This is a genomic window from Streptomyces sp. NPDC088124 (assembly GCF_040685895.1).
GTDB lineage: Bacteria > Actinomycetota > Actinomycetes > Streptomycetales > Streptomycetaceae > Streptomyces.
On record NZ_JBFBJB010000030.1, the window covers coordinates 81,929 to 108,170 of the forward strand.

Here is a 26,242-nt window from a genome sequence, read left to right on the forward strand (position 1 = left end):
CACGCTGAACATGCCCCATCGAGCTGTCCGGCACTATGTGAGCCGCGTTGTCCGCGCTCAGTCGCTACCGTGGCAGATCAGATCGCTGTGCGGCGCCGGAACCGCAGGGGAGATGCCGCTTCACGTGCCTGAGCAGTCAGCGCTCCGGCGCTCGGGCAGGCATGTTCGCCGAGCAGTCGAGGGAATGACCAGACTCACGCCGGCGGATGCAACCCTGCGGTGCAGCTCATGCCATTTCGGAAGACACCCGCAAGCCCCGCCACCCTCGGACAGGAATGACCCAGCCCCTGCGATCCACGCTCCCCGAACACGCGGCGAAGCGAAACTTCACGCGAAAGAACTCACCGTCATGAACAGCGAAACGTCTCAGGCACAGCTCTTGCCGTCCCTCGACCCCAGCACCGGCATACTTCTGAGCAGCCCCGACTACCGCGCCGAATTCAGGGAGAGGGAAGCCGCGCTCCGCGGCCGGGACTCCTGGAAACTCGAGCGTCGCCAGCACTTCGAGGAGCTGAACAACCCCAGCCGTGACGCACTGACCCGCGGTGACTGGGCCGAATCCCTGCGCCTCATCGCAGTCAGACGCCCCGCCCTCCTCGCGGAGCACCAGGACGACGTACGCCGGACCACAACGTTCCACCGCGTCCGCGTCATCGAAACACCACTCACCCCCTACGTCCAATGGGAGCTGCACTCGCTGAAACTCCAGATGGAGTGCGGGGTGCCCGTCTCGGTTATCCACGCTCAGTCCGATCTGGTGCAGCACACCGAGGCTGAGCACGGCACTCTCCTGCCGGAGATCGTGATTCTCGGCGGAGAAACCCTCTACCAGGTCCTCTACACCGACACCGGTGTACCCGACGGCGCGATCCGGCACACCGGCCGGAGCGTGATCGCCCGTGGGAGACCTACATCCGGGCGCTCCACGAAGCGGGTGAAGCCGTCACCGGCTTCGTGGAGCGCGAGGTGACCTGTCTCCCCCCGCCCACAGAGGGGCGTTGAATTACGGTCACCTGTCCTGTCGCTCGGAAGGGCCGTGCCCGTAGCCCAGAGGCGCGTCCGAGATAAGGCGGGTGAGTGACCCGAGGGGTCCGTCGACATGGAGAGCTCGACACCTCGACACTGCGGCGGGCGATGCGCGGTGGGATGCCACGCACCCGGCTGCAGACCAGAGCCGACGGCGTCCTTGCCTCGCATTCCTACGCCGCAGGGCACTGTCTGAAACACCCCCTTTGTTCGGTCGGCTGACATCTGTGGTTCGCTGGCCGAGGCGGACCATTTGAAGGGCGAGCTCGGCTGGCCATCGGCCGGGCAGGGGCGTGAAGCCGGTGATCATCCACGCGAGGAGGGCGAGGCGAAGGCGGTCTACACAGCGGACAGCACGGATTCGAGTATCGGTGAGGGGACTCCGGGCCGGGAGGGCGCAGGTGACGGGCAGTGGGCCCCGTAGCCGGGATGACCGCGGGGGTCAGTGCTCGAGCTTGGGGGGTCGCTGCATCAGCGCGGCCGCGGCCTGGTCGAGCGTGACCTTCTCGTGCAGCAGGTCGGAGACGACTTTTGTAATCGGCATCTCGACGTCATGATTGCTGGCCAGAGCGAGGATCGCCTCGATGCTCTTGACGCCCTCGGTGGTTTGGCAGGTCGCGGCGGTGGCCTCCGCCATGGTCAGGCCCTTGCCGATGTTGGTGCCGAAGGTGCGGTTGCGGGAGAGCGGGGAGGAGCAGGTGGCGACCAGATCGCCCAGGCCGGCCAGTCCGGCGAGGGTGGCCGGGTGGGTGCCCATCGCCGTGGCCAGCCGGCTAGTCTCCGCCAGGCCACGGGTGATCAGCATGGCCTGGGAGTTGTGCCCCATGCCCATGCCGGAGGCGATGCCAACCGCGAGAGCGATGACGTTCTTCACCGCGCCGCCGAGTTCACAGCCGACCGCGTCGGCGGACGTGTAGGGCCGGAAGTAAGAGGTGAGGCAGGCCCGCTGGACGCGGTGGGCGGCGGCCTCGTCGGGGCAGGCGATGGCGGCGGCGGCGGGCTGGCCGGCGATGATCTCACGCGCGAGGTTCGGGCCGGACAGCACGGCGACCCGCTCGGCGGGCAGGCCGGTCACCTCGGTGATGATCTGGCTCGCCCGCAGCCCGCTGCCGGTCTCGATTCCCTTCATCAGCGACACGATCACAGTGTCCGGGCCGATGTGCGGGGCCCAGGCGGTGAGGCTCGCGCGCAGGGACTGCGCGGGGATGGACAGCACGAGGAAGTCCGCGCCGTCCAGTGCGGCGGCCGGATCGGTGGTGGCCCTCACCGTGTGGGGCAGCTCGATGTCCGGGAAGTACCCGGGGTTACGGTGCTGCGTATTGATCGCGTCCGCGATCTCGCCGCGGCGGGCGTGCATGATCACGCTGGTACCCGCGTCGGCCATGACTTTGCCCATGGCGGTGCCCCAGGAACCAGCCGAGAACACCGCGGTACGGGCGTGGTGCTGGTTCACTGCGGGGTCTCCTTGCTGGACGCACTCGTGTCGCCGGGACGGCGGCCAGGCGCGGCCATCGTACCGGCCGACCCCACTTCGGCATGGGCGTCCGGGAAGCGCCGCAGGTCAGCAGGACGGCTCGCCTGCCGCGGAGATTGGGGGAGTATCCGGTGTGCCTCGCTGAGCATGTTCTCAGCCGGCGGCGCTTGACCTCCCTGACTCCACGCGGTGCGCCCGCTGAGGCCAGGGAAGAGAGGTCCCGGTGCCCGAGCCTACGGTGCACGGCAGTGGCGAGGGGGTACGCGACTGGGTCGCCGACGACGCCGAGGGTGTCGGCACGGTGCTCGGCGACGGTGCCCAGATGACCGACGGCCCGGGCTGAGGCACGGGCTCGGGGCGCGTAGAGGTGGCGGTCGTCACACCTGTGACATCAACTCACCCGAACGGGCGTCACAGCCCCTCCCTGTGACGGAGAGTGGCGAACGGATTTTCTGTCGAGGAGTTCGCGTGTGTCGGAGACGTGGTGCGGGTGCGTGGTTGTCGCCGCTTGGGCTCGAGAAGCCTGCTTCATGGTTCCGGCAGGACAACGTGAGGGACGAGTGGCAGAACGGAGCGCCCGTCTATGGGGTGGTTGTCAGGAGTAGCCTCATTAGGCATGAATGACGCATTTGAGGTTTCTAAAGTTCAGTTGTCCGATTTTGACCGTACGTTGCCGCGGAAGCGCGTCGCGGCCGGCGTGCTGTTCTTCGACGCGGACGGCCGCGTGATGCTGGTTGATCCGGTCTATAAGGCTCCGTGGGAGATTCCGGGCGGTGCCGTCGAGTGGGACGAGTCACCTCGCGACGGCGCTGCGCGCGAGGTGAAGGAAGAGCTGGGTCTTGTCTGCGCGCCGGGCCCACTGCTCGGGATCGACTGGGTTCGCCCGCGGCCGGGCCGTAGCGAGGGCATGGCCGCTGTCTTCGACGGTGGCGTGCTGGGTGCCGAGCAGGTCGCCAGGATCCAACTGCAGGCTGAGGAGATCCGGTCCTTCGAGTTCGTCGGTCTGGAACAGATCCGTGAGTTGCTGGTCCCGTTGCTCGCGCGGCGGGTCCAGGCATGCATGGCGGCACGGGAGCGGGGAGAGACGGTCTACCTGGAGAACGGCGTGGTGGTGTGAAGCTCAGGCCCCGGGCAGGAGGCAGTTGTGGGCACCACGTGGCGTCGTGCTGCACATCGCATCCAGGAGATCGTTCTGGGCCGAGCAGGTGAGTCTGATGGCGATCTGCCCGCAGAGGTCGCACATCGCCTTCTCTAATGGCGCTGAGCCCACCAATCTGTTCGGACCGTAGGCCAGCTACCGTTCCCCGACGGCATGGGGCCGAGCGGCGGGGCGCGCCTGAACAGTGCTGTCCGTGTTCGATAGTGGATGCGGCGGCCAGAGTGCTTATGGAGCGGTTCGTCACCCCTGCCGCCGTGACGTACCAGGCTCTGTGTCGCATCCGCTGGGACACGGGGTTGCGCCGGTACACTCTGGTCATGCCAGATGCCCGTATGCCCCTTGTCGGCCGTCGTTTTCACTTCATCGGGATCGGAGGGTGCGGCATGTCCGGGCTGGCCCTTGTCGCCCGGGAGTTGGGCGCGCAGGTGACCGGCAGTGACGCCAAGCAGACTATCTACACCGATTCTCTGGAGCGCAATGGCGTGACGGGGGTGACCATCGGCCACACCGCCGCCAGCGTGCCTGACGCGCCGGCTCAGGTGGTGTTCTCCAGCGCGATCAGGCCGGAGAACATCGAGCGGGCCGAGGCCCGCCGCAAGGGGCTGGATGAGCTGCACCGCTCAGAGCTGCTGACCGAGTTCACGGCGCTGCACGAAACGGTCGCGGTCGGTGGCGCGCACGGCAAGTCGTCCACCGCCGCGCTCCTGGCGCACGTCCTGACCGCCTGTGGGAAGGAGCCGAGCTACGTGGTCGGTGCGTTGCTGCGGCCCCCGGGCGTTCACGCGGCGGCCGGTGCCGGCGGAACGCTGGTGATCGAGGCGGACGAGTCCGATAAGAGTCTGCTGAACTATCAGGTGCACACGGCGGTCGTCACGAATGTCGATCTCGACCATGTCGGGGACAGCGGCGCGTACCACGACATCGCGGACGTGGCGAAAGTGCTGGGTGAGTTCGCCGCCAACGCCCAGGCCGCGATCGTGTCGGCCCAGGCCGCCGAGCATCTGGCGCCGTTTTTGTCGGGGATGACGGTCGTACGACCGGACTTGGTCGGCGGCGAGCCGATGCGTTTCCGTCTCCACGGCGAGGACTACGAGGTCAATCAGCCGGGCGAGCACCAGCTCCACAATGCCGCTCTGGTTGTCGAGGTCGCGCTGGCCCGGGGCTGCGTGCCTGGGGACATCCGGGCCGCGCTGCTGTCGTTCCCCGGTCTGGCACGCCGGTTCGAGCTGCGCGGCCGGACGAAGACGGGGGCCCGGGTGTACGACGATTACGCCCACCACCCCGTCGAGGTGGCCGCGGCCCTGGCCGCCGCCCGCCAGGTCGCCCGTGGCGGGCGGGTCCTGGCGGTGTTCCAGCCGCACCTGTTTTCCCGGACCCACCAGTTTCAGACCGAGTTCCTCGATGCGCTCGCCACGGTGGACCTCGCGTGGGTCGAGCCGGTCTACCCGGCGCGAGAGAACCCCGAGGAGTGGACGCACGTCGCCGAGGAGCTCGCCGCAGACGTTGCTGGCCGGGCGCCGCAGACACGGATGTCGCCTGGGCGGGGTGACCTTGCCCGGCTGCTGCTGGACGAGGCCGCCGACGGCGATGTCGTCATGCTGATCGGAGCCGGCGACGTCAACGCCCTTGCCGAGGATCTGGTCAGCTGACCCTTCCGGGCCTCTCTGCGATCTTCGGTACCCACCCTTGTTCGGGGACGTGCTGGAGGGCGCAGCCGTGTGTACGGGGAACGTTGGCGGCGACGGCGGTTGCCTGGGAGTCGCCCTCCGGGCCCCAGCCGAGCAGCAGGTTGGCTTGGGCGGCGGGAACGAGGACGCGCCGGTAGATCTCCCCGTTGTCCGGGTCGGGCACAGCGGGCCCGAGTGCCAGGAGAGGTGCGTGCATGCGCAGTTGCAGGTACGGAGCCTGCCCGGGCTCGGTGACCCTCTGGAACCCGAGCACGGTGGGCCGGCCGTGCCGTGCGGCAGCTTCTTCCATGGCCTCGCGGGCGAGCGTTGCGTCCCGGTTCTCGCCGGGCTCCGGCTGTCCTCCGGGAAGACCGGGGGAGTCGTTGTCGTCGAGGATGACCAGGACTCGGCCGTACGGGTCGGTCAGCCATCCCCACACCTGGCGCACCGTCGGCTCTTCCGCGGCGGTGGGGGTTCGGGCGTGCCAGGTGAAGCGGGCGGCAGTGCGCTCGGACTTGGCCGGCCGGGCGCCGGGGCGAAGGCCGTCGGTCAGGTGCGCGGCCGAAGCGCCCAGGAGGCCGGTGCGGGCGGCCGCACGGAGCCGGGCCCTGGCTGCTGATTCCAGGGCGGCCAGGGCCCGGCCGAACGGGACGGGCCGCCACGCGCCTGGGGGCGTCCAGGAGGCGGGCAGCAGCCCGCGCCACGCGACATGGTGCACGCCCCCTTCGCCGGTGGTGTCGGTGACGGCCAGATGTGTTCCGCCGTGGCCGAGGCCGAGGACGTCTTCCAGGTCGTGTGCGGCGGTGCCGAGGGTGGCTCTGGGCCCGAGCACGGTGGTGGGTGGCGAGCCATCGGGACCGGTCATGACGCTGCCGTCGGTCCGGGCGGCAAGCAGGGTGACGGTTTGGGGGCTGCGGTTCATGCGGCCGGGGCGGGGTTGGCACCGAAGGCGGCGATGGTCTGGTCGTGCAGGACGGAGAATGTCGTCAGGCTCGCGTCGTACCCGGCGGTGGCGACGACCAGGCCGTCGGCGTGGCGGTCGGGCGGGAGCGGGAGGTCACCGCCGGGGTGCACGGTGTAGGCGGCGGTGCCTTCGAGGCGGATGAGCTCGGCGAGCCGGGTGTCCGCGTTGGGGGCTTCTCCGCCGGAGACGGCGGTGCCGCCGACGGGCAGCACCCATACGGTGTCGGCCTCGGACAGGCCGAGTGCCCAGGCGGCGAGGTCGCGCTGGTTCTTGCGGCCCCAGGGGGCTACGGCGATCGCGAGGTGACGGTCGGGGTGGGCCTGGCGCAGAGCCTGGAGGAGGGCGGCGGCCTGGCCGGGCTGGCGGGCGTTGTCATCGATGAGGACAAGCCGGGCGTCGTGGTGCATGGTGCTCATCCGGCGGCGCGGCAGCCGGAACCCGGCGAGCGCCTCGGCGCTGTCGGCGGGGGTGACGCCGAGGTGTAGCGAGGTGACCAGGGCGCAGGCCGCGGCGGTGACAAGGTGGCGGCCGGGGGCAGGAACGGTCCACGAACCGGCATGGGTGCCGTGCTGTGCGAGGCGGAAGGTGGTGCCGGTGGGGTCGGCGGTGGTGATGTCGATGGTCCAGTCGGCGTCCTCCCCGACCGTCTCAACCCTCAGCGAGCGGTGACCGGCGAGGCGGGGCGCGAGCAGGGCGGCGACGTCTTCGGGCAGTACGGCCAGGCGCGGCGGGGTGGGCGGGTCGGTGAGGAAGCCGGCGAGGCTGCGTTCGAACCCGGCCGTGCCGGGCCCGAAGTCGTCCTCGTGGTTCTGGACGAGGTTGAGGGCGATGACGATCTCCGGAACAAGCGCGCGGTAGGCGCCCTGGTACTCGCACGCCTCGACGACCGCCCACTCACCGGCCGCGAGCTGGCCGCCGCACAGCAGGCCGGGGACGTCGGCGCCGATGTAGGCGGAGGGGGCCAGCGGGGTGAGGACACGGTGGAGCAGGGCGGCGGCGGTGGATTTGCCCAGCGATCCGGCGACCGCGATCGGCTTCTTGTCGTGGGCGGCGAGGAGGTGCTGGACGAACTCCAGCCGGGCCATTCGCCGTGGCCCGCCGGGCTGGTGGGGGAGGGCACCGGTGGCGACGAGGTACTCGGCGTGCGGGGGAGCGGTGTTGGTGCCGAGGGTGACGTTGATGCCCTCGGCGGCGAACGCGGTGGTGCGGTGGTTGTCGGCGAGGTCGTCGCCGGTGACACGCATCCCGGCCTGGTGGGCGAGAACGGCGGCCGGGGCGATGCCCTTGCCGCCCAGGCCATTGAAGTGGGCGTGGCGGCCGGTGAGCGGTCGCAGGGTGTCAGGCATCGGTCGTATCTCCTTTGTGAGCGGGCTGGGTGGTGCTCAGGTCGCACAGGTCGGTCAGCCTGCCGTCGACGTGCAACTGCTGGTAGAGATCGCGGTCGTGGGCGGTGTCGATCTCCAGCCAGCCGCCGTCGACCGGCACGGTGGTGGCGCGGCCTCCGGTCTCCAGCCAGGCTGCCAGCAGCGTGGTGCTGTCCCATCGGTCAGCGGCCGGTGTCTTGGCCAGGGCGCGGCGGTAGAAGCTGGTGAGGTCGGCTGCTCCAGCGGGGCTGAGGCGCACGATTCCCATGAATTGAGCGTGGACCTCGTCGAGTCCCGTCGGCTTGCCGCCGATGTCCACCAACTGTCCGTGCTGGTCTGTCAGAAGCCGCTCGGCGTCGTCGAGCGGGTCACTCATCCGGGCCTGCCAGAGCTCCAGCCACTGGGTGTTCACCGGCAGGCACACATCCGCCGGCGGTGCGGCGAGGAGAGCGGCGAACACTCTCGGTTCGGTGACGATGTCCCCGTACGTGATGACCGCGCCGTGCTTGAGGGCGCCTGCGTCAGCGGCGGCCAGGAGGCTGGCGGCGATGCTGGTGGTGCCCCAGTGCGGGTTGTGCACCGTGGACAGGCCGGGCGCGTGGGCGGCGAGGGTGTCGGGACGGTAGCCGGTGACGAGTGTGATGGGTCCGCACCCGGCGACACTGAGGCTGTGCAGGAGTCGGGTGAGCAGCGGAACGCCGGCCAGCGGCAGCAGCGGCTTGGGGCACGAGTTGCTCAGCGGGCCGAGACGCGAGCCCCGGCCGGCGGCGAGGATGACAGCACGCACGAGGAGAGTTCTCCTTCTCAGGTCGGTCAGAGGGAGCGGATGGTGTGCCCAAGGAGGTGGGCGAGGGCACGGGCCGCGGGCCCGGGCGGCGATTCGCGTTCGGGATGCCACATCAGCCCCCACCACGGCAGCCGGCGGAAGCCGAGCGCCTCCACCGTGCCGCCGCCATCGGCTACGGCAAGTACCCGCAGAGCAGGCGGGAGACCGACAGCGGGCAGGACGTGGCGGTGGTGCGAGGCGACGGCGAACGTGGCAGGCCAGCCCCACGGGGTAGAGGCAACGGATCGGACCTCGTGGCGGGTTCCAGCGTGCTGGGGCGCACCGTCCGCGAGGCGGGCACCGGCCCGTACGGCGAGTGCCTGCGCGCCGCGGCAGATCCCGACAACAGTGGTGCGGCGCTGCTCGGCGCGGTCCAGGAGCCAGTCTTCGACCTCGTCGCGGGCCGGTGCACAGTCGGCGGCACCCGGAGCGCCCGGAAGGTCGTTGCCTCCGGACAGGACGATCGCGGCCAGAGGCACCCCGGCGAGCAGTCGGCGGGCCGCGCCGAGGTCGTTGGGCACCGGCACCACGCGGTGCGCGGCCAGCAGCGGCATCCACCGCGCGTCGAGGTAGTCGCCCGTTTCGTCCCGCTGCTCGAAGTGCACCCGGCGCTGCGTGACCGCCACCCAGGGCCGGGTCATGACAGTACATCCACACGGCCGGCCGCCGCGTCCACGGCAACCGAGCGGGCCGCGGCCACCAGGGCGTGGGCCTGAGGGCCGATGCCGATCGCGGCAGGGACGCCGAGCTCGGCGCACCGGATCATCATGTGGGAGTTGGCGCCGCCGTAGGCGGTGACCAGGGCACCGGGACCGTGGGCGAAGACCCAGTCGTATCCCGGGTCGGCGGCCTCCAGCACGATCACTGCGCCAGGCGGCGGCGGGGATGCCGGGGCCGGGTCGGCGTGCACGGGCCCGGACACCTGCCGACCCGTGACAAAGTTGGCCCGGCCCGGCGCGCGCACGAAACAGTCGAGATTATCCGGTCCCGTGATCACATCGGGCAGTTCAACGAGCGCACACACCTCGGCGTGCGCCCGGCGACGCGCGACCAGACCCGGCCACCGGCCTGCTTCGCTCCCGAGGACCTCGCCGACGCGCAGGTACCGGACATCCCCGTCAGCCAGCCCGCCTGCCCGGCCCCGGGCACGGACGCCCTCAAGCACAGCACTGACCCACCCCGCGTAGAAGGCCTTGCCGTGTTCACGGCCGGTGATCGCGGCCCTGCAGAACGCCTCCAGTTCCGCCGCGTCCAGTCCCAGGGGCGCCACCGCCACGGTCACCGCGGCGGCGTTCCGGGCGCTCCACGGCGCCGTTACCGTGTGCGGTCTGGGCGGCGGGATGTCGAGCAGAGGCCGCAGGTAGCCCTCCGGGTCGTCGCCATACGCGGGCACGGCCAGGTCGTAGGTGCCCGGACGGATCCACCGATAGCGCTCCACGAACGCCTCCCACACCAGCCGCCCGGCCGTAACCTCGCTGGCGTCGCGCCGCAGTGCCGTCGCCGGGGTGCCCACGGTGCGTACCCACTCCTCCCGCCGGTCGGCCAGCCCTTCCGCCTCCAGGACGCGCAGCAGGTCGGTGGCCACGAAGCCCGCCCGGGCCAGGTGCGCGAACCGAAGTGCCGCCCCCTGGGCCGCGTTCAGCGTCGCAGCGAGCCGCTCCGGTCCGGCATCCGCCCGCGTGGGCGCAGAAGCGCGCTCCAGCCACCGGACATCGTCCGCGAGGCGACGCACCCCGCCGCGCGTGACGGTGAGAAGCTGCTCGTGCAGCCGCCGCCGCGCCGCGCTGCCGATCCCAGCCGAGGCCAGATACGCCGTCCGCTCCGCGATCCGAGGGGTCCAGCACGTCGCTGCGATCTCGAACTCGATCTTGTCGTGCGCCAACGGATCCGCCACGAGCCGCTCGCCCATCGCCCGGAGCACGGCGGCCGCCAGCGCCTCGTCGATCCCGGCCGGTACGAACGAGGCGAGGCTCACGAGCGCGTCGATGTACGTGGATCCCGCCACCACGTGCATCAGCGGGGTGCCGCGCAGGTCCCGGTAGCCGTAGGCAGCCCGCTGCTGGGCCCATGTCCTCTCCGTGATCAGCGCGGCGTACAGCGACGCGGCCAGGGCGGAGGGGCGGCGACCGAGCATCTCGGCAGGGTTCCAGTCTGCCATCGTCGACAGCACCACCCCCGCCCCGGTTCCCGGAAAACGACCGGTGCGGCCGGCCAAGCCGCCGATCTGCAGCTTGGCCATGTCGACCACCCTGTGCACACGAGCGTCGGCCACGGCCCGGGCCGCCGCCAGTGGACGGGCCTGCAGCAGGTGCACCGCACCCCCGGACAGCGCGACCTCCACATCGAGACAACTCGTACCCACGCACTGTTCCGTCTCCACGGCCGCATCCAGCAACTGCCGGGCCGCAGAGGGCATACCGGCCTGCCCGAGCTCGACCCCGCACGGGCGCCGTACATACCACGTCTGCACCCCCTTCCCGGTCCCAGCGGTCACCGTGTCCGTACGGCCCGAGACCAGATCCACCGCAGCCGTGTAGTACGGCGCACCCGCCACGCTCCGGGCGGTCACCACACCAGCCGCCTGCACCGGATGCAGCCATTCCTGCACGAAAACCCGGACGTCAGGACCCTGAGCGCCGTAGGACGCGAACACGGCCCGCACGGCCTCCGCGAGTACCCCCGGAGGCGCCGCCACCGCAACGGGCACGCTCAAGTACGCCCCCGCACCCGACCGCTCCCACCCGTCCTCGCCGTCCGAACAGGACCGGACGATCACCCCCCGCCCCGCATACCGGACAGCCACCTCATCCAGCACCCCACCGGGGTCCCGCTCCCACCACCGCCACCCCACCGACAGACCCTCATCCACCCGCACCCCCGCCAACAGAGGTGCCAGCCTCCGCAGCGATACGTCCTTGCCGCCCAGCAGCAGCCGCGCCCGCTGCTCACCGACCTGCCACGGCACCAGCCCCGGTCGCGGCCCGGCGAGCGGAACCCGGTGCCGCGCGACCAGATGCCGCGCAGTTGCTGCCGCGCTCGACCCCGCCGGGGCACACCCGCTCTCCACGCACCGGCTATGCGCCCGGAGGGCCAGCGGCCCGAAGCTGTACGCCCGTGCCGGGACCGTGAGTTGGCCGGTCCACACACCGACTCCGTGCCGGCCCAGCAACGCACGCCGCAGCGCCTCGGACGGCACCGCCCCGCCCGGCAGCCACATCGCGGCCGCAAGCTGCTGACGGGCCAGGACTTCCCTGGTGGTGGCCGGCGCCACCGTCAGCTCGACCGACGCCGCCGGCCGGTCAAGGACATGCGCGAGCACATCACGCAGGCGTACGGGATCCGACATACCCGGCCCGAGTAACGGCCTCGGCCACACGACAGCGAGCTCAGCACTCATGAACGTCCTCCTGGTGAAAAGCATCAGGAGGCCACCATGGCGCGACCCAGACAGGGCGCTCCAAGACGGCGAACCTGCGGCGAAAACCCGGCGCAGGAACTGGCGATCACGCTCAGGGCAATCGCCGGGACCAGACTCCTCGACCGATCTGAGCTCCAGGCCGCATAATGTCCGCCCCGTCCACAAACGGCCGGAATCCCTCCCGGCCCCGCGAGAAGGACAGCGGCCGTGCCCAACGACCAGGCATTACCACCACCGGCGACCGGCGACGTCGAAGCCCGTCTCTCCGACGAGACGGCCCTGCGCTACTGGTTCCGGCTGTCGGGGATGAGCAAGAACGCACTCGCCCGCGCCGTTACCGAACTCGCCACAGAAAACGGCCACACCCAGGTACGACCAGACGGATCACGCGTACGACGCTGGATCGACAACGGTGAGCGACCCCGGCCCCCGGTCCCCGACCTGATTGCCAAGATCCTCTCCCAGCGCACCGGCTACCGCCTGTCCGCCGCCGACCTCGGGCTTGCCGCCGCCCCCACCGAAGAAGAAGCCCGCTACCGCGGGCCTACCGAGATCCTGACCGACCTTCACCGTGTCACCAGCGCAACCCTCGCCCACGGCCCCCACCGCCCCGAACGCGCCGAGTACGAAGACAACCAGCAGCGTTCGGAGCCCCGTCACCTGCTCACTGCTCTGGAATCCTGGTCCTGGAGCGCCGCCCACCCCCTGCCCGCCGTTGCGGCCGACGGACGCCTCAGCCACACCGACGCCGAACGCATCGCCGCACACACCAGCGCCTTGCGACAGCTGGACAACACCCACGGCGGCGCCAGCATGCTCTACATGGCCACCGCCCACCTGGCCACCACCAACACCGCCATCAAAGGCGGCACCTACACAGAACAAGCCGGCCGCACCCTGTTCCGCGAACTCGGCGACCTCGCCGGCGTTGTCGGATGGGCCGCCCACGACGCCGCCCACTACCCCCAAGCCGTCAAATACCTCACCCTGGCCGTCCACGCCGCCCGCGAGAGCGGGGACCGCAACCTCACCGCCCACCTCCTTCAATGCCTCGCCCGCGTCTGGGGATACGGCGGACACCCCCAACTCGCCCGCGACTGCATCGCCCTCGCCCTCTACGGCACCCGCAACACCGCAAGCCCCGTTCTACGTGCCGGACTCCACGCACTCGACGCCCGTTTCGCCGCCCTCCTCGGCCTGCCCCGCGACGCTCTACGCGCCATCCACCTCGCCCAGGAAATCTTCACCGAGGACAGTCCCGACCCCGCCCCCGCATTCGTCGCCTACCTCGACCAAGCCGAACTCTCCTCCACCCTTGGCGAAGTCCTACTCTTCCTCGCGCGCACCACCGACACCCCACGCCACGCCAAAGACGCCATCGGCATGCTGGCCACCGCCGCCGGCAACCGCGCCGAACACCGTGTCCGCTCTCGCGCCTTCGACGCCATCGCCCTGGCCCGTGCCCAACTCTTCACCGGCCGCTTCGAGGCTGCCCGCACCAGCGCTGAACAGGCAGTCACCATCGGGGCCGGACTCGACTCCGCCCGCGTCCGTCGCCGCTACCGCGACCTCGCCAATGAAGCAGCCACCCACCAGACCGTCTCCCACGCCCGCGACATCCAAGAATTGCTGACCGCCCGGCCGTAACACCCTGCTGCCGGACGCCGGGAAAGGATCCCGGGGAGGGGCTGCTCCCGAGCTGCTCCACTGCGAGCGACAAGATGGCTTGCCACTTCCGATCCAGCGCGTCGCTCACGTCGACCGTCTCGGCGACGTCCTCGTCCGGCACGCGCTCGAGGTCGTGGGTGAGCGTCATAAGTCCTCTCCCGGCTCCCGGTGTCCCGGGCATGGTCATTCGATGGGCAGGTCGTCCCGGTAGGACCACACGCGGCCGGCGCTGAGGCTGTCGAGGTAGTCCAGCAGGGGTTCAATCTCGGGTCGGGCCGCGGTAGAGGACGCCAGGACGGCCGTGGCCTCGGGCAGCGGCAGCAGGACCGCGCCGGTCACTTTGCCGTCCGGGTCGTGCACCGCGATCTCGCCGTCCCACTCGGTGCAGTCGAAGGTCAATACCACGGTGGAGGGGTACCTGTCGGTCGTGGTGTTGACCAGGTAGGCCAGCGGGCCCACCGTCGTCAGGCTGAGGCCGGTCTCTTCCTTGACCTCGCGGACCAGGGCATCGCTGAGGAGTTCGCCGCGCTCGACGCCGCCGCCGGGGACGGACCACATCTCCTTTCCGTCACGCTGTTCCTGGACGAGGACGATGTGGTCGTCGCGGCGCAGCAGTGCGGCGACGACCTGGACACCGGGCCCGGTGACCGGTGCGGGAGCCGGGGCGGCTGTGGTGGCGTTGTCCTTGGCGGTCATGTTCGCTCCAGTTCGGTTCGCAGGGCCGCCGTGCACCCAGGGAACTGGGTGGGGTCACGGCCGTGCCAGTACAGGAAGTACGACAGGGTGATGACCAGGCGGTGGAAAGCGAGGCGCTGCTCGAACAACGGGTCGGCCACTTTCCCGCGTTGCTGCCAGCAGGCGTCCAGCAGGCGCTCAGGACTGCTCGGAGGTCAGAGTGCCCGGGTAGGGGCGCCCCTCCACGTACGCCTGCATGTTCTCCACGATGCCGGCGATGCGGCGCGGTCCCCACGAGGCGACGTCGGCGTTGACCGGTGCTGCCATGGTGACGAAGTTGAGGATGAAAGCATCGCGCAACAGCAGGTAGGGCTCCAGGAGCCGGGCCCAGTTAATCGGCAGGGGCCGCACCTGCGTGTAGCCGGCCAGGAAGGCGCGGGCGAACTCCTCGTAGGCGCCCGGTTCCTCCTGCGCGATCCGGTGGACGGACGAGAACACGGTGGCGATGTCGAGCAGGTAGTGGCCGGTGCCGCAGTCATCGAAGTCGATGATGCCGATGCCGCCGCCGGACATGGCGATCACGTTCTCTCGGTGCAGGTCGCCGTGGATACGCCCGCGGTCGTCCTGGCTGCCCTCTTGGAGGGCTGGGGTGATCAACTCGGCGACCTTGCGGAGCGCGGCGGTGCCTCCGGTGCCCAGCTGCTCATGGGCGGCCGGATCGGTGAGGGTGTGCCCCTTGAGGAGGATCGTCTCCGCGTCCCAGACCGGCCGGTCGAACTCTGGCAGCGGCACCGTCGCGGCATGCTGGTGCAGGTGGGCGGTCGCGCGGCCCATCTCCTGCGCCACGCCGGGCTGGCTGTAGGGGGGCTCTGCTGTGCCGGGAAGCCAGTGCAGCAGGGCGAGGGTGGACGGCTCGTCGTGGCCGGGGACTTCGACGGGGACCACGTACTGGCCGCCGGTGGTGGTGACGGGCTCCGGGACGGAGACCGTGCAGGACGCGGCCAGGCTCTCCAGCCATCGCATTTCGCTGCGCTGCTGGTGGGCGGGGCGGCCGTCACGGACGGACAGGCGGGCCACGAAGGAACTGCGTTCTGGCGGGGTGATGCGCCAGACGGCGTTGTCTTCGTACTGCTGGACCTCCATCCGTACGGCCTTGCCGTCGAGTCCGTAGTACTCGGTCAGCGCGGCCCGGGTCAGTCCTTCGAGCAGGTCGAGCTGGGCGGCGTGGGGAAGACGGGAGAACGACGGCACGGGGCACGGGCTCCTTGGTGGTCGGAGTGGGCACGAGCGTACGGGGCTGCGCGGATAGCGCGGGAATGTACCGTTTCTGGGAACCCGTCGCTAGACTCCAACCTCCTCTGAGTGACGGGATCGTTATCATGAGTGACATTGCGGTGGCGGCTGTCGTTAGCGCGTACCGCCTGCGCTTCACCCGGTACTGGGACGCAGAGGGCCGGGTTGTCGGGGACGCAGGACCGAAGGTGACTCGATCCCTGCCTCGTGTTCCGGGGCTGCGCATGTTCTACGACCAGTCGGACGCAGATGATCCACATCAGGAGATCAACGAGGTGGGTCGCATGGTCGTCGAAGCATTCGGCCATCCCTACCAGGCCGAGATGCGCGGGAAGCTCTGCATCTATTTCGACGTTGAGGGTGTCCCCGTGGACGTGCCGCTCTGACTGCGCAACCGCATTCAGGAGGAGGTCAGCCGCGCCCGCGCTGCGACCGGGCTTGATGCTCGCTGTCTGCCCGGTACGGTTCCGCGAACGCGAACCTCACTGATCGGCGAGCCTCACTTACCGCACGGTGGGTCGTAGGCCACTGCCTCGGCTCCGTGGGCGCTGCCGTATGCGGCTTGTCGCCGCCCCGCGGACAGGGCTGTCGCTTTCCCCTGAGCCGCCCGGACGGCCAGGTGGTTCAAGCGGCTGGGACCCGGTGGGCGCCGAAGGCGTCGCGGTGGGACAGGTGGAGGCGCGTGTGGTCGCGGGCGGTCTCCTCGATCGCCTCGGTGGAGGAGGTGAGGCTGCCCGGCAAGACGTAACCCAGCCCGGCGTGCCTGCGGATGTCGCCGTCAGGAGTGAGTGACAGGGCGTAAAGGTACCTCGCTCCTGTGAGTTTCCCCACGCTTGACGATCAATCGGAGCGTCAGTCGGCGTCGGCAAGCGCCTCGAAAGGTGGTTGGAGATGGGCAGGAGTAGGTGTGGTGCTGCGTGGACCGGGTGCACTCGACTTGCTCGGCGCGCCCCGCTCGGATCGGGATGGACTGTTCAGGTGGTGAAGTGGCCGTCGCGTACGCCGTCGACGAGGGCGGCAAAGCGCTCCGGCCCGACCAGCAGGACGGGCCCCCTGGGGGTCTTCGAGTCGCGGATGGCGATCGCGCGGTGGGCGGTGTGGGTCAGGTCAGCGACCTCCACGCAGTTGTTGCCTGAGCCGCTGCTGTAGGAGGACCTGAACCAGGTGGCCACACAGTCCAGGTCGGATGCTGTGAGCGCGCGGGTCTGTGTGGTCATTCCGTGATCTCTCGCGATAGTTGGTGCAGGAACTTCGGAGTGTCCTCGGGCGGGAGGGACGATGCCACCAGGGCGTTGAACTTTCGTGAGAATTTCGCGACTTCGCGCGGGGTGTCGGACACTGACGAAGCGCCCCACGCGTTGTCTACCTGGACTGTGGTCGGCAGCGTGTCGCCGAGGTGGAGGATGCTGAAGTCGTTCACCGCGACGTACCCGCGCACGGTGTGCGGGAGGACCTGGACGGTCACGTTGTCGAGCGCGGCCAGCCTAGTGATCTCGTTGTACTGCTCGCGCATCACGTCGGGGCCGCCGACGAGGTAGCGCAGGGCCGACTCGTAGAGAATCGCCCACAGCCTGCCGGGTTCCTCGTCGCGGGTGAGGTACTCCTTGCGCTTCATCCGCAGGGTGACGCCCTGATCGATGAACTCGTTGGTGGTGTCTTCGACCTGTTTGGCGATCTCGTACAGGGCCCGTGCATAGCGTTCAGTCTGCAGTAGCCCGAGGACCAGGACGGGGTGGAACGCCTGTATTTCGACGGCGGCGGACTCGATGCCGATGAAGCGCGGCATGCCCGAGGGCATCGATCCTTTGAACTGGGTCCACCACTCTCGGCTGGAGGCCGCGCGCTGGATCGCCAGCAGCCGCTCGGTGTCCTCTTCCTCGGTCACGCCGTATCGGCCGAGGAGTTTGCGCAGGTCACCTGCGTTGCGCAGATCCTGCAGTCCGGTCTCGACGCGGTAGAGCTTGGTGTCTGACAGCGGCAGTCCGCGGACGGCCTCTTCCAAGGTGAGGCCGGCCCGCTTGCGTAACTCCTTCAGCTCGTAGCCGAGTTCGATGCGCCGGGGTGTTGGTCTGGCTCGTGCTGGCACCCGCTTGTCTCCCCTGCGTACGTGTCCGCTTCTGCTGTGATGTGCGGAGTGTGGCACGGCACGTGCCCGCTGAAACAGCGATGCGCTTGCCTTGGCATGTGCCATTTTCCTCGCAGTGACGTATTCGGTGCGGTTTCACTTGCGGACCCACTCTGTCTGCGGGCACGGTGAATGGGCCCCCGGATTAGCGAAGTTGGACGCCGACGGGCATGAAGGAGGTCTGCCTGCCCTGCATCCTTGCTGGGGGCAGGTCATTCAGCCCATTGCGGCTTACCACTTCGGAGGAGGCATGTCCTTGCGCTCCAGCTCCATCGGATCAGCGGAGCCCTTCTGCCTGACGGACAGGAGGCGCGCAGCTCCGGTAGCCGCTGACGCCGTTGAATTCCGTGCGACCCGTGGCCTGCCGGCCGGTTGGAGCGCCGAGGACTTCGAGGTCTACGTGGACCTGGAGCGCATCTGCGCCCCGGCAGCGGGAGTGGCGGGAGACGATGCGGCGTGAGCGGGCCGGAGGCGGCAACCTTCCGGGTTGGTGATCGTGTACGAGGTATTTCCTGCGTGCCGCCCGAGCGGCGGGAAGGGAAGGAGCCGGAGAAGTTCGAGGGCGCCGTGGTCGGGCTCGGCGGTGGCTGTGCCGGGGTGGACACGGACCGTGCCTTGGTCTGGGCACGGCTGGAGAACGGCACGGAGCGCCAGTGCCCCATCCGCGAGGCGCCGGCTGAGGCGGTGGTGGTCGTGGAGTGAGCGCCAGCCATCGCCTGCCCAAGCCGCCGAGGTCGGACGGGGGCGGCCTGTTTGCCGAGGCCCCCCGACGCGGGTCCGGTAGGGCGTCGGGCTGCACCACCAGCCCTGTCGGCAGCAGCATCAACTTCTGCGGATTTGCTGCCCCGTATGAGTCGGGGTCTGGCTCTTCCAACTGTCGGGTATCGCGATTACAGACGTCTAGGGTGATGCTATGAGTACGGTCCGAGAAACCGATGATGAGGCGGCCTCGCTCCGCGCGGCGATGGTGAGCGAGCTGGATGAGATGGGCGTGTTCCAGTCCGATGCTGTCGCGAGCGCTGTCGCGACGGTGCCCCGGCACCTGTTCGCGACGGGTGAGTCGCTGGAGTCGGCGTATGCCGCCAACAAGGCCCTGGTGATCAAGCGCGACGAGCAGGGCCAGGCGCTGAGCTCGCTGTCGGCCACGCACATCCAGGCGGTGATGCTGGAGCAGGCCGAGATTGAGCCGGGGATGCGCGTGCTCGAAGTGGGATCCGGCGGCTACAACGCGGCCCTGATCGCGGAGCTGGTCGGGGAGGCGGGCATGGTGGTCACCGCCGACATCGACGCGGAGATCGTGGAGCGCGCCCGCGCTTGCCTGGACGCGGTCGGCTACGGCCGGGTCCAGGTGGTGCTGGCCGACGCCGATGGCGGCGTGCCCGAGCACGCACCGTTCGACCGGATCATCGTCACGGCGGGAGCATGGGATATCCCGCCGGCGTGGCGGGAGCAGATGTCCGAGCGGGGCAGGATCGTCGTCCCCCTGCGCATGCGGGGAATCACCCGGTCGTTCGCGTTCGACCACGACGGCAAAGAGCTCGTCAGCGCCAGCTACCGGCTGTGCGGCTTCGTGCCGATGCAGGGCAGCGGCGCCTACACCGAGCGGCTCCTGCCGATCACGGACGGGGTCGCTCTTCAGCTCGACGATCAGCGTCAGGAGTTCGACACCGAGGCCCTGGGCGCCGCTGTGCACGCGCCGCGTCTGGAGGTCTGGTCCGGTGCCGCGTTCGACATGCCCGATGAGCTGGAGCTGTTCCTGGCGACCAGCACACCGCAGATGGTGATGCTGCACGGCGGCAAGCACGTGGTCGACCAAGGTGTGCTCGCGCCGTCGGTGACGCGCGGTGTCCCTGCTCTGGTGATGGGCGGCAGCTTCGCATACCGGACCAAGCGGGCTAATGAGGAGACCGGCGGCTTCGAGAGCGGGGTGTTCGCGCACGGGCCCGAGGCGGAGACCGTCGCCGCACAATACGTGGAGCTGCTGCGGCGGTGGGCGTCCGATCACCGGCGGCGCGGTGCCGCCCGCATCCGCTACGTGCCGATGTCCGAGGGAGGCGCCGAGCCGGCCGCGCAGGTCGTGGCGAAGCGGCTCGGGGCCGTCGAAGTCTCCTGGTCATAGGCTCCCGCCCCTGGCAAACCGCCCGGGGACGGGCTGTGTGCACCACCCGACTCTCATGGAGGTTGTTGTGTCCGTGCAGTCCGAGGAAGCAGTGGCTACGGGCCCCGTGGCAGCAGAGGGCCTGGAAGGGAGCGTCGACGGCTGGGACCTGGATGTCTCCATCGTCGAGTCCGGCCCCGAGGCCGACCGGCTCATTCAGATGACCGATGACGGCTGCGGTCAGACCTGCGAGTCCGCCTGCCCGGCGACCTGCCCGTAGGCCGTCCGGCTTCAGAAATCCGTGGTGCCCGGCTGCGGGGCGGCCGGGCACCACGAGGCGATAGGGGTGGCTGGTGTACGAGTACATCGATGCGGCCATGCTGCGTGCAGCGGTCTGGCCACCGGATCGCCGCATCCGGTTCTGGCCCGACCTGACCGGCGACTGCGACGGCCCGGCATCGTGGCGGCCGTGGCTGGAGGAGACCCTGCAGGTCCCCGGCTTCGCCGCTGCGGTGGAGCAGGCCAGCCCAGTGCTGGCACACCGCGTCCAGCAGATCTGTGAGGGACGGCAGCTGCCGGAGCCGGCCGTCCGCAAAGTGGTGGTCGCCCTCATGCGCTATGTGCTGCGCGCTTCGAGCCGGGCTACTCCCTTCGGCCTCTTCGCCGGAGTAGCGCCGGCCCGCATCGGCGGCGCGGCGGCAGTGCGCGTCGGCACGGGGCACCAGGCTGTCGCCAGAGCGGATGCCACCTGGCTGGCGACGGTGATCGAACGGCTGGAAGCCGACCGGGTGCTCCAGCTCCGCTTAACAGTCCAGGCTCATCCGCTCGCGGTGGAGCGGGACGGTCAGATGGTGCTGGAACACCGGCCCGCGGGCAGCGGCGGCGGTGCACCGGCACACGTGCAGGTCCGCCTCACTACACCCGTCAAGGCGGCGCTGGACGCGGCCCGTGCCCCCATCGGCACCGCGGATCTCGCGGCCAAACTGGCCGCCGACTTCCCCCACGTTCCCGCCCCGACCGTCAACCGGCTCCTGGCGGGCCTGATCGCCCAGCGGTTTCTCATCACGAACCTCCGCCCGGCGATGTCGGTGACAGACCCGCTCGCCCATGTGCTGACGGTCCTCGGCACCGAGGGCACCGCCGAAGCCGCCGAGCCGGCGGTGAAGCTGCGCGAGATCACCCGCGCGCTGGCGCGGCACGACACCACCACCGACCCGACGATCGCCCAGGCCGAACGCGCTGAAATCACTGCGGTGATGCGCGACTTCAGCCCGGCGGCCGGACCGCTGCTGTCGGTCGATCTGCGTCTTGACGCGGACGTGACGCTCCCCGCCGCGGTCGCGGCGGAGGCCGCGCGGGCGGCCACCGCGCTCGTCCGGCTCTCGGGCCGTCCCGCGCTCTCCCCCGGCTGGGCGGCCTGGCACAGCCGTTTCCTGGAGCGCTACGGTCCCCGCGCCGTAGTGCCGCTCATGCACGTTGTGGACAGCGGCACGGGCCTGGGATACCCGGCCGGTTTCCTCGGCGGCCCAGCCGCCGCGGCCCCCGCCGCACTGAGCGAGCGGGACACCAAGCTCTTGACGCTCGCGCAGAACGCGGCCCTGCGCCGCTGCCGCGAACTCGTGCTGGACGACACCATGGTCACCGACCTCGCCGAGAAGGTCGGCCCGGAGAAACGCATCCAGCCGACGACGGAACTGACTGTACGCATCGGGTCCCGCAGCGTACGGGCTCTGGACACGGGGGAGTTCACGCTGGCGGTTGTCGGGGTGTCGCGGTCCGCCGGGACGACGAGCGGCAGATTCCTGAGCCTGCTCGACCCGGGAGAACGGGAGCGGATGGCGGCGGTGTACGCGTCGGTATCCACCGCGACCGAGAACGCGCTGAATGTCCAGGCCTGTGCGCCTCCGCTGTATGTCAGCACCGAGAACGTCGCCCGGACCCCGCAGGTGATGCCCGCCGCCGTTCGCCTCGGCGAGTGCCACGACCCCGGCGGTACGGATCTGGTGCCCGTGGAGGACATCGCAGTCACTGCGGACGCCCACCGCCTGTACTTGATATCGATCTCGCGGCGCCGGCCGCTTCAGTTCGTGACCATGAACGCGGTGGAGCCGACCCGCCGCATCCGTCCGCTGGTGCGGTTCCTCACCGAAGCCACCAACGCGCTGAGTGTCCCGTGTACCACCTTCGACTGGGGAGCAGCCGCCAGCCTGCCGTTCGTGCCTGCCCTGCGCTACGGGCGCACGATTCTGTCCCCGGCCCGCTGGCGACTCACCGCAACCGACCTCCCCGACCCCGCAGCCGACTGGGGGCATTGGGACCGGTCCCTGTCCGCATGGCGCGAGATGGCCGCAGTTCCGAGCACCGTCTACCTGGGTGACGGTGACCAGCGCCTCCGCCTGGATCTGAGCGAACCCTCACACCGGGCCCTGCTGCACACTCAGATGCGGCGCGACGCCACGGCGGTTCTGCGCGCCGAGAGTGCAGCCGACGCGGGGTGGGCCGACGGGCACTCCCACGAAGTCGTCATTCCCCTCAGTACCACCATCCCCCCTGCCAAGGCGCCGTACTGGCTGCACACCGCCCCGGTGGCGGTGCGCGAGCACGGTCGCCTGCCCGGCTGCGACGGGCGGTTCTTCATCAAGCTCTACGCGGACCACGACCGCCACGCCGGCATCCTCACCCACCATCTGCCGGAACTGCTCGACCGGTTGCGCGACCTGCCGGGCGGCGAGGTGCGGTGGTGGTTCCTGCCCTACCGCGACTCCGACGATCACCTGCGTCTGCGCCTGACCGTCCCCGACGGCCGGTACGCTGACGCCGCCGCGGCGATGGGATCTTGGACCAGGCGGCTGCGCCAGGCCGGGCTCCTGGCCCGGGTGCAGTGGGACACCGACTTCCCCGAGACCCCCCGCTTCGGAGGCACCCAGGCGTGGGAGGCCGCCGAGGCATACTTCGAGGCTGACTCCGAGACCGCTGTCGCACAACTGGCCGCCTGCGCGGCCAAGGACGGGCCCGATCGACGGGCCCTGACCGCAGCCAGCATGCTCGATCTCACCATCGGCTTCTTCAGCACCCCGGGTGAGGCCATGCGGTGGCTCATCGACTGCTCCCGGACTACCGGCACCGCACCAGGCCGCGGCCGGTACGACCAGGCGATCACCCTGGCCAACCCCTACGACCGCGCCGCCCTGGCCAGTCAGCCCGGGGGAGGGGAGGTCATCGACCGGTGGACGCGGCGGCGCGACGCGCTGGCCGCCTACCGCCGTGCCCTCCCGGCCACGGGAGAGGGCACGGCAACGGTCGTGCTGCCGGAGCTGCTGCACCTGCACCACACCCGTATGGCCGGCCTCGACATGGAGGCCGAACGCCGCTGCGTACACCTGGCCCGCGCCGCGGCCCTCAGCTGGACCGCCCGCGCAACCAGGGGGGCACTACATGACCGTTGACCGGCCGATACCGCAGGCTCTGGCCCTGGCCGATACGCTGGCCGAAGAGTTGTCCGATCCGCGCACCGCCTGGAACGCGGCACCGCCGGGCGGGCGGACGTGGCCGCAGTCCCTGGCGGGCGGCGCCGCGGGCATCGCCCTGCTCCACATCGAACGCGCCCACTGCGGCCGGGGCGACTGGGACACCGTGCACACCTGGCTGACCGCGGCCGCTGCTGGTGATCTGACCGCAGCCGCGAACGCCAGCCTCTACATGGGAGCCCCGGCCCTGGCATTCGCCATGAACGCCGCCGCAGGGGACTCCGGCCGATACCAGCGCGCCCTGAAGAAGCTGGACGACGCCACGATCACCGTCACCCGCCGACGCCTGACCCAGGCCCACACCCGCATCGACAGCGGCGAGGCCCCGGCGATGAAGGAATTCGACGTGATCCGCGGCCTGGCGGGGCTGGGCGCCTACCACCTCAAACGCCACCCAGACCACCCGATCACCGCAGACGTCCTCGCCTACCTCGTACGCCTGACCGAACCCCGCCCCCAGGAGCACGGACTCCCGCCGTGGTGGACCGGTGTGGCACCCAACGGCGAAGTCAGCCCCGACTACCCCGGGGGCCACGGGAACTTCGGCATGGCCCACGGCATCGCGGTTATCTAGGGTTCTCAAGTCTCTGTACTGGTGAGAGCGCTGTATTGCTGACAGGGACATTAGGCACGTAGTTGGAGTTGTGCCATCTGAGCCGGCGCGCATGAGCGCGGAGGAACGCCTTGCCGCTGCTGGCCTGGCTCTTGAGGAGATCGATTTTGGGGGCGAGGACGAACCCGATGTCGGAGGACGCCTCCTGGCCGAGGAGGTAGAAAGTGGGGTCCTGCTGAAAGTTGCTATCCACCCGCAGGCTCTTGCGGGCCTCCTCGATGTGCTTGCGCATCCCGGCCGAGCAGACCAGCCAGTTCGAGACTCTGGCCGGACCTGGGCCGGAGTCCTGGCGGCGGTCACCGGCTGTCCCCGTCCTTGTTTGCGGGTGCGCAACCGCAGGGCCGAACGTCCCTCGTTCGACCACTGACTTCTGACAAAATGATTCTGGCAGAACCGAGGACGGGGAGGGGCATGCCTGAGCATCAAGACTCGGATCCGAGCGAACGTAACGCGGACCGGAGCGAGTCAGCCACTAACGCGAACGATCGCAAGTCGAGAATTACCTTCCATACGTTGGCCCATTTGAAAGCCGACTTGGAAGGAACCTTGCCATGGGAACTCGCCAAGCGCAGAGAAATCAAGAAGCGCATCAAAAAGGCCGAGGAAGAATTCCTCCAGCAGGAGGCGGACGATGTTAGCTCGAAGGCTAAGGCGCGGTCCCGAATCGAATTCGGAAAATCGATGCCCGGGCAGAACAGCGTGGCACGATCGACATTGCATAGCCGATTCGATGTTCCGAGATTCGATCCAATCTGGCAGAGGGGGGCAGCGGTCTTGGTTGGGGTGTCTCAGTACACTCTTCGAGAACTCAACAGGCCGTCCGTTGCCAACAATGTATCGCGTCTTTCACAGCTACTAAACGAGCGCTTCGGGGTTCCCGTCGAGAACATCGTGCCCGTTGAAAACCCAGACAATCCGCGCATCATTCATGACGCGATTGAACGGGCGGCAAGTTTGGCCGCCGATGCCAAGGGTGGCCTATTCTTCTATTATGCAGGGCATGGATGGACTCATGAGCGCAACCTCGACCTGATGCTTGCGTTGAGTAACTCCATCCCGGATCGCTCGTGGACGCAGTTTCCATTCGACGCAATCCGTGGCCAGATCGCGGATACCGATACCCCAGTCCGGCTGGCGATTCTAGATAGCTGCTATAGCGGAAGCGCGATCCAGGACCTCTCTGAGGGCGACGTGGCTGGGGCTGCGGCGATCGAGGGGTCGTACGTCATTACGTCGTCTGGTGCGTTCAGTGGATCGGGATCACCCTCGGGCGAGAAGTACACAACTTTCACCGGCCAGCTGATCCGGGCCCTTTCAGAGGGCATCCCCGATGGGCCTGATTTTCTTACTGCGAACTCCCTGGTTCGACACCTTAAAAGGGTATGCAAGCCAGTTCCGCACAGTCGGAGTAACATGAGCGCCACTGAACTCCCGCTGATGCGAAATCCGTGGATCGACTGAGACGTGGGGTATTTGAGAATGGCAACCGAGATCAGAATCTATGGAGCATCCGGGGAAAAAGTGCCCGATGGGCTTCGAGTTTTCCTTAAGCGTGCTCCTGAAATGCGAGAAGTGGGGAGTGTTCGGCGGGATGGAAAAGTGGATGAAGGAATGCTGGGGGACGGCCTTGACTGGCTGACTCTGACCGTGACCACTCTCCTGGGGCTCCCTGCCACATTTCAGGTAATTCGCAACTATATTGATTCCAGAGGTGGGGTGCGGGCGGGCGGATTTCGGCTGCAGGTCGGTGACACTTCAATCACCATTACAGGCGCGGAAGACGACGCTGAGATCCGGCGTCTCATTTCCCTCCTTCGATCGGCAGCTGCTGACGACGAAGATGGCGATGGCAGCCAGTAACTGGCGCGTGGATGGGCCCCAGCATGGTTTCCCACTTGAGGTTCAGGCGGTCGATTTCGTTCCATCGTTTTCCGCACGGATCATTCTGCGGAGGCTGGAACGAACCGCGGCAAGATCTTCCTCAGCCTCGGCCAGACGTTCCTCCAGCTCGGTCTTCTCCCGCTGCAGCGTGTCCCGCTCCGCGGTCAGTTCCGCGTGCTGGCGGGTCAGCTCGTCCACCCGCGCCACCAAATCCGCTGCCCCGACCTGGTCGAGTTGCTCGCCGAGCTGCAGCTGAAGGGCCGCCTTGAGCCGGTCCCCCGGGACTCGGCCAGGTCGCCGCGCCGCTGGCACCGCAGAGCTTGCCGTTGTTCCCGACTCCGTCGACCTTGCCTCCGCGAGCGCACTTCCGGCAGCAGGTGTCACCGCGCTGCGGGTGCTGCGGCAGCTCGGTTCCAGACCTCGCCTACCTCGTGGACCTCCTCGAAAACAAGGCACTCGATCCT

Annotated in this window: 25 protein-coding genes; 12 read left to right on the forward strand and 13 right to left on the reverse strand. The window is 69.2% G+C overall.

The window, feature by feature from the left end:
• The first annotated feature begins 349 nt into the window (after positions 1 to 349).
• Entirely contained in the window at positions 350 to 970 is a 621-nt protein-coding gene (locus AB0P17_RS24600; protein WP_365814059.1) for a DUF6879 family protein, read from the forward strand.
• Between the two features lie 498 nt (positions 971 to 1,468).
• Here AB0P17_RS24600 and AB0P17_RS24605 read toward each other — a convergent pair whose 3' ends face one another.
• Positions 1,469 to 2,479: an NAD(P)H-dependent glycerol-3-phosphate dehydrogenase gene (locus AB0P17_RS24605; RefSeq protein ID WP_365814060.1), complete on the reverse strand. Its 1,011-nt coding sequence runs from the start codon at positions 2,477 to 2,479 to the stop codon at positions 1,469 to 1,471.
• A gap of 637 nt (positions 2,480 to 3,116) precedes the next feature.
• Here AB0P17_RS24605 and AB0P17_RS24610 point away from each other — a divergent pair.
• A complete protein-coding gene (locus AB0P17_RS24610) occupies positions 3,117 to 3,617 on the forward strand; it encodes an NUDIX hydrolase (RefSeq protein ID WP_365814061.1) in 501 nt (166 codons plus the stop codon).
• A gap of 359 nt (positions 3,618 to 3,976) precedes the next feature.
• A complete protein-coding gene (murC, locus tag AB0P17_RS24615) occupies positions 3,977 to 5,308 on the forward strand; it encodes a UDP-N-acetylmuramate--L-alanine ligase (RefSeq protein WP_365814062.1) in 1,332 nt (443 codons plus the stop codon).
• On the opposite strand, the gene AB0P17_RS24620 is transcribed toward murC, so the two are convergent.
• From AB0P17_RS24620 to AB0P17_RS24640, 5 genes are read right to left on the reverse strand one after another with little or no spacing between them, the layout of a single operon-like run.
• Positions 5,301 to 6,191 (reverse strand): NUDIX domain-containing protein, encoded by an 891-nt coding sequence (locus AB0P17_RS24620; protein WP_365814063.1) that lies wholly within the window; start codon positions 6,189 to 6,191, stop codon positions 5,301 to 5,303. The two genes, murC and AB0P17_RS24620, sit on opposite strands and share 8 nt — an antisense overlap.
• A gap of 53 nt (positions 6,192 to 6,244) precedes the next feature.
• Complete coding sequence (locus AB0P17_RS24625) at positions 6,245 to 7,636, reverse strand: Mur ligase domain-containing protein (protein WP_365814064.1); 1,392 nt, start codon at positions 7,634 to 7,636, stop codon at positions 6,245 to 6,247.
• Positions 7,629 to 8,441, reverse strand: a complete 813-nt coding sequence (locus AB0P17_RS24630) for an NTP transferase domain-containing protein (RefSeq protein ID WP_365814065.1) — start codon at positions 8,439 to 8,441, stop codon at positions 7,629 to 7,631. The genes AB0P17_RS24625 and AB0P17_RS24630 overlap by 8 nt, the downstream gene beginning before the upstream one ends.
• 26 nt (positions 8,442 to 8,467) lie before the next feature.
• Positions 8,468 to 9,121, reverse strand: a complete 654-nt coding sequence (locus AB0P17_RS24635) for a gamma-glutamyl-gamma-aminobutyrate hydrolase family protein (RefSeq protein WP_365814067.1) — start codon at positions 9,119 to 9,121, stop codon at positions 8,468 to 8,470.
• Positions 9,118 to 11,877: a PEP-utilizing enzyme gene (locus tag AB0P17_RS24640; protein ID WP_365814068.1), complete on the reverse strand. Its 2,760-nt coding sequence runs from the start codon at positions 11,875 to 11,877 to the stop codon at positions 9,118 to 9,120. The genes AB0P17_RS24635 and AB0P17_RS24640 overlap by 4 nt, the downstream gene beginning before the upstream one ends.
• A 228-nt stretch (positions 11,878 to 12,105) precedes the next feature.
• Between AB0P17_RS24640 and AB0P17_RS24645 the strand changes: the two genes are divergently transcribed.
• The gene (locus AB0P17_RS24645; protein WP_365814069.1) at positions 12,106 to 13,545 is read left to right on the forward strand and encodes a transcriptional regulator; all 1,440 of its coding nucleotides are present in this window, start codon (positions 12,106 to 12,108) and stop codon (positions 13,543 to 13,545) included.
• Between the two features lie 204 nt (positions 13,546 to 13,749).
• Here AB0P17_RS24645 and AB0P17_RS24650 read toward each other — a convergent pair whose 3' ends face one another.
• Genes AB0P17_RS24650 through AB0P17_RS24660 form a run of 3 tightly spaced genes read right to left on the reverse strand, consistent with a single transcriptional unit; the run spans position 13,750 to position 15,492 of the window.
• Positions 13,750 to 14,262 (reverse strand): NUDIX hydrolase, encoded by a 513-nt coding sequence (locus tag AB0P17_RS24650; protein ID WP_365814070.1) that lies wholly within the window; start codon positions 14,260 to 14,262, stop codon positions 13,750 to 13,752.
• A complete protein-coding gene (locus AB0P17_RS24655; protein WP_365814071.1) occupies positions 14,259 to 14,402 on the reverse strand; it encodes a hypothetical protein in 144 nt (47 codons plus the stop codon). The genes AB0P17_RS24650 and AB0P17_RS24655 overlap by 4 nt, the downstream gene beginning before the upstream one ends.
• A gap of 37 nt (positions 14,403 to 14,439) precedes the next feature.
• Positions 14,440 to 15,492 (reverse strand): phosphotransferase, encoded by a 1,053-nt coding sequence (locus tag AB0P17_RS24660; RefSeq protein ID WP_365814072.1) that lies wholly within the window; start codon positions 15,490 to 15,492, stop codon positions 14,440 to 14,442.
• Between the two features lie 128 nt (positions 15,493 to 15,620).
• Here AB0P17_RS24660 and AB0P17_RS24665 point away from each other — a divergent pair, with 128 nt between their 5' ends.
• Positions 15,621 to 15,920, forward strand: a complete 300-nt coding sequence (locus tag AB0P17_RS24665; protein ID WP_365814073.1) for a hypothetical protein — start codon at positions 15,621 to 15,623, stop codon at positions 15,918 to 15,920.
• A gap of 238 nt (positions 15,921 to 16,158) precedes the next feature.
• Here AB0P17_RS24665 and AB0P17_RS24670 read toward each other — a convergent pair whose 3' ends face one another.
• From AB0P17_RS24670 to AB0P17_RS24680, 3 genes are all read right to left on the reverse strand, one after another.
• A complete protein-coding gene (locus AB0P17_RS24670; RefSeq protein WP_365814074.1) occupies positions 16,159 to 16,365 on the reverse strand; it encodes a hypothetical protein in 207 nt (68 codons plus the stop codon).
• 143 nt (positions 16,366 to 16,508) lie between these two features.
• Complete coding sequence (locus AB0P17_RS24675; protein ID WP_365814075.1) at positions 16,509 to 16,751, reverse strand: DUF397 domain-containing protein; 243 nt, start codon at positions 16,749 to 16,751, stop codon at positions 16,509 to 16,511.
• Entirely contained in the window at positions 16,748 to 17,620 is an 873-nt protein-coding gene (locus tag AB0P17_RS24680; RefSeq protein ID WP_365814076.1) for a helix-turn-helix transcriptional regulator, read from the reverse strand. Before AB0P17_RS24680 ends, AB0P17_RS24675 begins: the two co-directional genes overlap by 4 nt.
• A 555-nt stretch (positions 17,621 to 18,175) precedes the next feature.
• Between AB0P17_RS24680 and AB0P17_RS24685 the strand changes: the two genes are divergently transcribed.
• From AB0P17_RS24685 to AB0P17_RS24715, 7 genes are all read left to right on the forward strand, one after another.
• Positions 18,176 to 18,361 carry a hypothetical protein gene (locus AB0P17_RS24685; RefSeq protein ID WP_365814077.1) on the forward strand — a complete coding sequence of 62 codons (186 nt, stop codon included), beginning with the start codon at positions 18,176 to 18,178 and terminating at the stop codon, positions 18,359 to 18,361.
• Between the two features lie 211 nt (positions 18,362 to 18,572).
• On the forward strand, positions 18,573 to 19,778 hold the full coding sequence (gene fxlM, locus AB0P17_RS24690) for a methyltransferase, FxLD system (protein ID WP_365814078.1): 1,206 nt from the start codon (positions 18,573 to 18,575) through the stop codon (positions 19,776 to 19,778).
• Positions 19,779 to 19,851: 73 nt separating this feature from the next.
• Positions 19,852 to 20,037: an FxLD family lanthipeptide gene (locus tag AB0P17_RS24695; RefSeq protein ID WP_365814088.1), complete on the forward strand. Its 186-nt coding sequence runs from the start codon at positions 19,852 to 19,854 to the stop codon at positions 20,035 to 20,037.
• A gap of 97 nt (positions 20,038 to 20,134) precedes the next feature.
• Positions 20,135 to 23,203, forward strand: a complete 3,069-nt coding sequence (locus tag AB0P17_RS24700) for a lantibiotic dehydratase (protein WP_365814079.1) — start codon at positions 20,135 to 20,137, stop codon at positions 23,201 to 23,203.
• Positions 23,193 to 23,858: a lanthionine synthetase LanC family protein gene (locus AB0P17_RS24705; protein ID WP_365814080.1), complete on the forward strand. Its 666-nt coding sequence runs from the start codon at positions 23,193 to 23,195 to the stop codon at positions 23,856 to 23,858. Before AB0P17_RS24700 ends, AB0P17_RS24705 begins: the two co-directional genes overlap by 11 nt.
• A gap of 450 nt (positions 23,859 to 24,308) precedes the next feature.
• Positions 24,309 to 25,358: a caspase family protein gene (locus AB0P17_RS24710; RefSeq protein ID WP_365814081.1), complete on the forward strand. Its 1,050-nt coding sequence runs from the start codon at positions 24,309 to 24,311 to the stop codon at positions 25,356 to 25,358.
• 18 nt (positions 25,359 to 25,376) lie between these two features.
• Complete coding sequence (locus AB0P17_RS24715; protein WP_365814082.1) at positions 25,377 to 25,757, forward strand: hypothetical protein; 381 nt, start codon at positions 25,377 to 25,379, stop codon at positions 25,755 to 25,757.
• Positions 25,758 to 25,799: 42 nt separating this feature from the next.
• Here AB0P17_RS24715 and AB0P17_RS24720 read toward each other — a convergent pair whose 3' ends face one another.
• On the reverse strand, positions 25,800 to 25,976 hold the full coding sequence (locus AB0P17_RS24720; RefSeq protein WP_365814083.1) for a hypothetical protein: 177 nt from the start codon (positions 25,974 to 25,976) through the stop codon (positions 25,800 to 25,802).
• Positions 25,977 to 26,242 lie beyond the last annotated feature (266 nt).